The 5,518-nt window shown below is 46.7% G+C and carries 5 protein-coding genes and 3 tRNA genes; 4 read left to right on the top strand and 4 right to left on the bottom strand.

Features of this window, described 5'->3' with window-relative positions:
• The first annotated feature begins 105 nt into the window (after window positions 1-105).
• On the top strand, window positions 106-1,254 hold the full coding sequence (arsB, locus tag B9A32_RS20650) for an ACR3 family arsenite efflux transporter (RefSeq protein WP_084072043.1): 1,149 nt from the start codon (window positions 106-108) through the stop codon (window positions 1,252-1,254).
• Window positions 1,255-1,657: 403 nt separating this feature from the next.
• Here the strand turns inward: arsB and B9A32_RS20645 are convergent, their stop codons facing one another.
• The 4 genes from B9A32_RS20645 to B9A32_RS20625 form a co-directional block, all read right to left on the bottom strand.
• On the bottom strand, window positions 1,658-1,990 hold the full coding sequence (locus tag B9A32_RS20645; RefSeq protein ID WP_084072041.1) for a helix-turn-helix domain-containing protein: 333 nt from the start codon (window positions 1,988-1,990) through the stop codon (window positions 1,658-1,660).
• Window positions 1,991-2,223: 233 nt separating this feature from the next.
• Window positions 2,224-2,301, bottom strand: a tRNA-Glu gene (locus B9A32_RS20635).
• Window positions 2,302-2,333: 32 nt separating this feature from the next.
• Window positions 2,334-2,411, bottom strand: a tRNA-Asp gene (locus tag B9A32_RS20630).
• A 20-nt stretch (window positions 2,412-2,431) separates the two neighbouring features.
• Window positions 2,432-2,507 (bottom strand) — tRNA-Phe (locus B9A32_RS20625).
• A 195-nt stretch (window positions 2,508-2,702) separates the two neighbouring features.
• On the opposite strand from B9A32_RS20625, the gene serB reads away from it, so the two are divergent.
• Genes serB through B9A32_RS20610 form a run of 3 tightly spaced genes read left to right on the top strand, consistent with a single transcriptional unit; the run spans window position 2,703 to window position 5,364 of the window.
• Window positions 2,703-3,926 (top strand): phosphoserine phosphatase SerB, encoded by a 1,224-nt coding sequence (gene serB / locus B9A32_RS20620; protein WP_084072036.1) that lies wholly within the window; start codon window positions 2,703-2,705, stop codon window positions 3,924-3,926.
• A gap of 3 nt (window positions 3,927-3,929) precedes the next feature.
• The gene (locus B9A32_RS20615; RefSeq protein WP_084072034.1) at window positions 3,930-4,622 is read left to right on the top strand and encodes an ATP-binding cassette domain-containing protein; all 693 of its coding nucleotides are present in this window, start codon (window positions 3,930-3,932) and stop codon (window positions 4,620-4,622) included.
• A complete protein-coding gene (locus B9A32_RS20610; protein ID WP_084072032.1) occupies window positions 4,612-5,364 on the top strand; it encodes an ABC transporter permease in 753 nt (250 codons plus the stop codon). Before B9A32_RS20615 ends, B9A32_RS20610 begins: the two co-directional genes overlap by 11 nt.
• Window positions 5,365-5,518 lie beyond the last annotated feature (154 nt).

Here is a 5,518-nt window from a genome sequence, read left to right as displayed (position 1 = left end):
ATCAATGGTGATAATCCCTGAATTGGCAAATAGTTATGAGTAGTCTACATAATTCTTTTGCCAAAACAACACGAAAATAAGAGATAAGAATCTAATGAGCGCAAAATGACCAGTCTGTTTGAACGCTATCTGACGGTCTGGGTTGGATTGTGTATTATCGGCGGCATTCTTCTGGGTAAAATAGCCCCCGACCTTGCCAAGACACTGGACGGGATGTCCATCAACGTAAATGGTGCTCCGGTTGTGTCCATACCCATTGCGGTGTGCCTGTTTTTCATGATGTATCCCATCATGGTGAAAATCGACTTTGCATCCGTCATCAAAGCTGGCAAAAGCGGAAAACCGGTATTCCTAACCCTGTTTATAAACTGGTGCATCAAACCCTTTACCATGTATGCAATTGCCCTGTTCTTCTTAGGATTTCTTTTGAAATCTTTTATAGGGGTGGAGGCCATGGACCTTGTGAAAATGCCTTTTGGCCTTGATCTGCCCGTCGGGTCCCAGCATGGGGCAGGTGTTGTCATACTGCAGGACGGTATTAAAATGCTCCAGATCCCCCTATGGCGAAGCTATTTTGCCGGATGTATTCTTTTGGGGATTGCGCCGTGCACCGCCATGGTTCTCGTATGGGGATACCTGTCACGGGGGAACGATGGCCTGACCCTGGTAATGGTCGCATTGAATTCCCTTACCATGCTGGTCCTGTATGGTGTCCTTGGCGGGTTCCTGCTTGGTGTGGGCAAGCTCCCCATTCCCTGGCAGGCACTCTTATTGTCTGTGGCCATTTATGTAGCCCTGCCCCTTGTGGCCGGGTTTTTCTCAAGGAAATGGATTATCGGAGCAAAAGGAGAAACCTGGTTCAAGGAAAAATTCTTAGGCGTCCTGACTCCGATTACCATCAGCGCACTCCTGCTGACCCTTGTCCTGTTGTTCAGTTTTAAAGGAGAAGTCATCACGGCCAATCCATTGATCATACTCTGGATTGCCATTCCCCTTTTCATTCAGACAATATTGATTTTTGCTATTGGGTATGCTGCTGCAAGGTTTTTAAAATTGAAATATGAAGATGCAGCCCCCGCTGCTATGATCGGCGCATCCAATCATTTTGAAGTGGCCATTGCAACTGCCGTTATGCTGTTTGGCCTGTCTTCCGGTGCCGCCCTCGCCACAGTGGTTGGGGTACTCATCGAAGTGCCAGTCATGCTGATGCTGGTTGGATTTTGCAAAAAAACTACCCATTGGTTTGAAAAATAGTAAAATAATGGTCCTATAAACGTCTGCGCCCTGCACCGATTCACCTGGTGTGGGGCAGCAGTTTTTTCATCCGCAAGAGAAGCCTCTTTCTCTACCTATTCAGAAATCTAACTATAATTCGGAGGGTCGAGCAAATTGGTATTTCTTCTACTGATCGTCGATTTGTAAAAAGGCATGATTAACAAAAGCATTGTGCTGTCATCCTGATATTCCGAACGGGTATCCGCACCATAAGGCTTTTAGGTGGAAATCATCAGAGATCTGGATCTGGATTACTGAAAATTATAGTGGGAAATTTTAGGAGTATTACGACGAGCCTTTTGTCTATCATTCCGGGGCCAGTGCACTAATGCAGTTGGAATTGAATGGCTGTAGTAGTGCTCTTCGTATCTCACAAAAAAAATCAGGCATTTCTTTCCAAAACAGCCTTGACCGTGTTCGGTGAAATTGAATGCCCCTGTTCCTTTAAAATCCGGCTGATTTTTTTCTTTCCAAATTCAGGGTTTTCTGCAGACAATTTCAGTACATTCTCTTCCACCTCATCCGCAACCCGATTTTTGAGATTGGGCACCCGCCTATATTTTGGTGCCAGTGCCTCCACCCCACCCTCATCATAAGCCTTTTTGATTCGGTAGTATGTGTCCCGGCTGACATTCATGTAAGCACAGGCCGCTGAGACGGTGTCAACAGTGGCAAGCTCCAAAAGCATCAGTTTTTCTTTGACAGTCAGTTTCATAGAACCATATTAACCCACAAAAACTCGTCGGTAAAGAATAAATGTCAGATATTATCTTGACCCCTTTGCTGATTTTTTGTAGACTGCAAAAAAATAACGCCAAAAGGCGTTTGTCTTGTTTCTCGCCTCTGCTGTAACCGCTTGATTTTAAGCCAAAATTTGATCAGAGTTGGTATAGGGATGACTTCGGGAAAAATAAAAGGGCAGCCAAAGCTGCCCTGGTATTTTTCAAGTGGCGTCCCCAAGGGGATTCGAACCCCTGTCGCCGGCGTGAAAGGCCGGTGTCCTGGACCGGGCTAGACGATGGGGACACAAAATGTTATCTTTTTTTGAATTGGGATGGTGGCGGGAGCGACCGGACTCGAACCGGCGACCTCCTGCGTGACAGGCAGGCGTTCTAACCAAACTGAACTACGCCCCCGCAACCTTATATCTTGTGTGTGGTGCCCAGGAACAGAATCGAACTGCTGACACGGGGATTTTCAGTCCCCTGCTCTACCGACTGAGCTACCTGGGCTCAACAAGATGAGAGAGGTTTTAAAGGTTTTTCTTCCATCTGTCAACCTTTTTTAATTCACTTTGAAAAATATTGAATCCAATGCCGTGGCATGGTAGGTTACCCCAGACTTTTTAAATGACTCAAAGGCCCCGGTTATCCGCCTTTGCCGGAATTTTCTTGTAAAAATTTGAAATACACAAAAGATAAAAAAACATGAGCAAACTCATTTTGATTAACATTGCAGGCCAGGACAACAAAGGCCTGGACACCTGTTTTACCGCCATTCTGGCCCACTACAATGTCAATGTACTGGATATTGGACAATCTGTGATCCATGAACACATCTCACTGGGCATACTTGTGGAAATCCCCGTTGACACTGATTTTTCATCCATTTTTAAAGACATGCTCTATGAGGGGCATAAAAGACATCTGGCAGTGGAAATCAAGCCGGTGGATATTGATGAATATGAACGATGGGTCCAGGCCCAGGGCAAGGAACGCCGGATAATAACCATGCTGGGCAAAAAGGTCACGGCCCATCAAATTTCCCGGGTCACCTCAGTCATTGCAGAAAATGGTTTAAACATTGACGGCATCACCCGCCTCACCGGCAGAATTTCCCTTAAAAACGAACTGGATCTTCCCACCCGGGCCAGCATACAACTCACAGTGAGCGGCACTCCGGTGAATTTAAAATCCATGCGGGGGGATTTCATGGAGATATCCCAGGAAACCGGAATAGATATTTCCTTTCACATGGACAACATCTACAGCAAAAACAGAAAGCTTGTGGTGTTTGACATGGACTCCACCCTGATCCAGGCCGAGGTCATTGATGAGCTTGCCAAACTTGCCGGTGTGGGGGAGGATGTGGCAAAAATCACAGAATCCGCCATGCGCGGGGAGATTGATTTTAAGGAAAGTTTTAAAAGACGGGTGGCTCTCCTAAAAGGACTTAAAGAAGAGGAGTTAAAGGACATGGCAGCCAACCTGCCGCTTTCCGAGGGGGTGGAACTGGTTACCCGAACCCTTAAAGGACTGGGGTATAAACTTGGTATCCTTTCCGGGGGATTCACCTTTGTGGGAAAATATCTTAAGGAAAAACTGGGATTTGACTATCTCCATGCCAATGAACTTGTGATCCGGGACGGCATTGTCACAGGGGAGGTCACAGGGGAGATCATTGACGGTGAGAAAAAAGCCTGCCTGTTGAAACAGCTGGCGGAAAAAGAAAAAATTTCCATTGAACAGACCATTGCCGTGGGAGACGGGGCCAATGATCTTCCCATGATCACCATTGCAGGCCTTGGGGTGGCCTTTAATGCCAAACCCATTGTCCGGGCCCGGGCAGAAACAGCCATTTCCAGCGTGGGCTTGGACGGCCTTCTTTATCTCATCGGTATGCACGACCGGGAAATTCCCATGGGGGGCTAAATTATGTTTCTTAAGTGTCGGGGTCTGGGATACCGCTACCCCCGGTCTTCTGAATTTGTATTCCAGGATATCTCATTTGCACTTGACACCCCGGGGTTCCATGCCCTTTTCGGGCCTTCCGGTGTGGGAAAAACATCCTTTGCCAAACTCCTCACCGGTGACATCACCGGATATACAGGTGAAATACACAAAAAAAAAGATACTGTTTTTCTGTACACCTACAACCAGGAACGGCTGCCGGGCTGGTCTTCCATTGGTCGACATCTGGAAAAAGTCACCCCCCCGGGCATGAATGACCTGTGCCGGGAATTGGTGGACACCTTTGCCATGGAACCCTTCATGAACCAAAAATTTTCCCAATTGTCTTTGGGGCAGCAAAATCGCATTAACCTGATCCGTTATCTGCTCCAGGAATTTGATCTTCTGGTCATGGATGAAAGCCTTGCCAATGTGGACGAACGATCCAAGGAAAATATTATTTTTAAAATAAAGGAACTCTTTCCCCAAAAATACTTTCTTTACATCTCCCACAATCTCATGGAGGTATCCAAGTTCAGTGATGCCATCCTGGTGCTGCTAAAGGCAGGAAAACATCCCCAGACCAGCCTGATAAAAGGATTGAACATCCACCGGAATGATGTCATAAACAGCCATGAACTGGATGGGGTTTTATTGGGGATCATGAATGCTTGTTAGACGAATTTCACAATTTTTCATTGTATATGGCGCAGGAATCGGATTTCTTCTGGTCTTAAAATCACTCCTGGGCCTGTCTGATTATGTCATCCCCGGCCCCCTGGAAATCTGGAATACCGGTTGTGCCGTGGCCAACGGTTATCTTTATGATGTTTTAAACACCCTGGGGGTGGCCATGGTGGGGCAGATCCTTTCCATTGTCATGGCCTTTTCCATTGGCACAGCAGCAAGAAAAAGTTCCTGGATAGGCTCCTTTATTAAAGCTGCAGCCTATAATATCCAGGCATACCCCATTGTGGCCGTGGCCCCCATCATCTTTATTCTGCTGGGGGATGGATTTCTATCCCGATTGATCATTGCCGCAATGATCTGCTATTTTCCGTTGCTGTTATCCGTGGTGAGCATCATGTCCGAGCCCATCACCGACATTGAGCATTTCTATCTGGCCACCGGCCGCATGCGCTGGCAGCTGGAGATTAAAATCAGGGCCTTTGAAAACATCCGGAAACTCACCACCGTTATTTCCGGCAGTGCCACCCTTGCCATGGCTGGCACCATTGTGGCGGAATTCATTGCAGCCAACGCCGGCATCGGCCATGCCATCCGCATTGCCCTTTACCAGAGCGATCTTTCAAAAATTCTGGCCGCCCTTTTCCTCATTGGTATTTTTCTTTCCCTTTACCAGGGATCGCTGGAATGGATGGGGGAAAAAATCATCAAAAAATCAGTGATGTCCGGTTAGGTTTTTGCATGCTTAAAAAAGAATATAAAACACTTGATTTATTAAAAAATAAGAGCTACCTAACCTGGACAAGCCAGAACCAAAAAGGTTTTGTTGAATCACCATTCGCGGTATAATGATTCCCATAACATACAAATGCGAAAGGAGGTCAATC

Source organism: Desulfocicer vacuolatum DSM 3385, from assembly GCF_900176365.1.
GTDB classification, from domain to species: domain Bacteria; phylum Desulfobacterota; class Desulfobacteria; order Desulfobacterales; family Desulfobacteraceae; genus Desulfocicer; species Desulfocicer vacuolatum.
Note: the sequence above shows the minus strand (reverse complement) of the source record. Positions and strands in the feature narration are given on the sequence as shown.

Excerpts from the sequence above, each read along its gene's own strand:
- arsB (WP_084072043.1), top strand. The coding sequence starts at position 106 with ATGACCAGTCTGTTTGAACGCTATCTGACGGTCTGGGTTGGATTGTGT.
- B9A32_RS20645 (WP_084072041.1), bottom strand. The coding sequence starts at position 1,990 with ATGAAACTGACTGTCAAAGAAAAACTGATGCTTTTGGAGCTTGCCACT.
- serB (WP_084072036.1), top strand. The coding sequence starts at position 2,703 with ATGAGCAAACTCATTTTGATTAACATTGCAGGCCAGGACAACAAAGGC.
- B9A32_RS20615 (WP_084072034.1), top strand. The coding sequence starts at position 3,930 with ATGTTTCTTAAGTGTCGGGGTCTGGGATACCGCTACCCCCGGTCTTCT.
- B9A32_RS20610 (WP_084072032.1), top strand. The coding sequence starts at position 4,612 with ATGCTTGTTAGACGAATTTCACAATTTTTCATTGTATATGGCGCAGGA.